We start from the raw sequence: 1,583 nt of genomic DNA, 5'->3' as shown, positions 1-1,583 counted from the left end.
CCTATGATTTCGTAAATGGGAAAGCACGCTGTTTCTAATAGCCGCTGCAAATGCCGTATTGCCTGGTACCTCTGAATACCATTATCAAGAATCAAATAACATTCAGGGCTGACACAAAAAAACAGGCAATATTTTTTGCCTGTTTCTGTGTTCTGTGGAATAAGCCTGTAATGCGGGAAAACAGCAATGGTTGGTGGGAATGATGCCCCGACCTTTTGGGTTTCCACTGTTTTGTGTGTGTCGATAATCATGGGTCATCCTACTTAAGCATGAATAGAATCACTTGAATCACGATGGCGCTACCCAGCATCACCAAAATCCATTTCATGAATTTTTGATGCAATGCTAGGGTCAGGCTTTCAGTTTGCCGAGCCTCAACTTGAACACGCTGGGAAACACTCCCTTGAACTCGTTCTTCAATACTGGTGATGGTTTCCTCATTGCTCTGGAGTACTTCAAGCAGCATCTCTTTGCGCAGCTGCTCCGTTTTCTCAACGGCAGCGATAACGTCATCTGCTTTGGCACTAAACTCAGCCAAGAAGGCTTTATTCTCGGCATCTGCTTCATTATGTATTTTTGCCAGAGCCTCATGGAAAAAACGGCGCTGCATGACCAGCACCGTGACCGTAGGGTCTTCAGGCACGGTCACCGTGCCATCCAGTAAATACAGATCGTCAAGGACGGCTTTTTTTTCAGCGTCCATATTCAACCGGCCTTTTTGCCTGCTGGCGGTAACACGCTGCCACCAAATGATTGTTGATCCAGTTCGGCGTAAAGGTCACGTTGCACCATCATCAGGCGTTGCCGTGGCAGGAGATGGAAAGATTTTTTGGCTTCCTCAAAAGTCAAATTGGCCTTCACCATGTTTTCGATGTCTTTGCCAAAAGTATCTGCTGTACGGCGAGCGATTTTGACAACGCCTATGATTTTGTCTTGGTTGTCGCTGATGACCTTAAATTCTTGAACGGGCTTACCCGCTTGGCTCAGCTCACCAAAATATTCATTGGCCCATACGACTACTTTGCCATTGAGTTTATCTAGTACGGTTTTTAAACCGACTATCGTATCTTCCATTGCCTGGCCACCAGTAATGACCACATGAAAGTACACGTCGACACCGGATTCTTTCAGCAGATCGGCAATGTGATTCTCGGTCATGTAGCCCAGTAAGGGGACGAAGGTTGCCGCGCCGTTATCGGTGACTGCAATACCCTCTTCAGTAATAATGTCTTCAATCAAGGAATCAAACTTCCTCGAGTCAATCACATCATCTTGGTTGAGAATCGGCACCATTTTGGCTTGTAGCGCCTTATAGCGCGTAAATGTCTGGTTAACGGGGTCGGTATCATAACAATGCAATGGCAATTGGCCATTGAGTCGATCAGCCAGGTATTGCGCCAAAATAGTGGCCGCAAAACTCTTACCGACACCGCCTTTTCCCTGAAGAACAAAATGGGCTGCTTTCATGATTTTTCCTTAAATGTTTTAAATGCTGTTCACAAAGAAAAAACCATTCTGCGCGCGTGAATGGTTTTTCATTTGTAAAAAGCCCTCCACTGCCAGGGAGATGAAACAGCGGAGGG

General features: G+C 46.1%; 2 protein-coding genes. Both read right to left on the bottom strand.

From position 1 onward, the window contains the following. Positions 1-259: 259 nt before the first annotated feature. Entirely contained in the window at positions 260-703 is a 444-nt protein-coding gene (locus tag A2F46_RS11575) for a hypothetical protein (RefSeq protein WP_066570609.1), read from the bottom strand. 2 nt (positions 704-705) lie between these two features. After that, on the bottom strand, positions 706-1,467 hold the full coding sequence (locus A2F46_RS11570) for a conjugal transfer protein TraL (RefSeq protein ID WP_066570607.1): 762 nt from the start codon (positions 1,465-1,467) through the stop codon (positions 706-708). Positions 1,468-1,583 lie beyond the last annotated feature (116 nt).

This window comes from Snodgrassella sp. CFCC 13594 (genome assembly GCF_001590725.1).
Taxonomy (GTDB): domain Bacteria; phylum Pseudomonadota; class Gammaproteobacteria; order Burkholderiales; family Neisseriaceae; genus Snodgrassella.
Note: the sequence above shows the minus strand (reverse complement) of the source record. Positions and strands in the feature narration are given on the sequence as shown.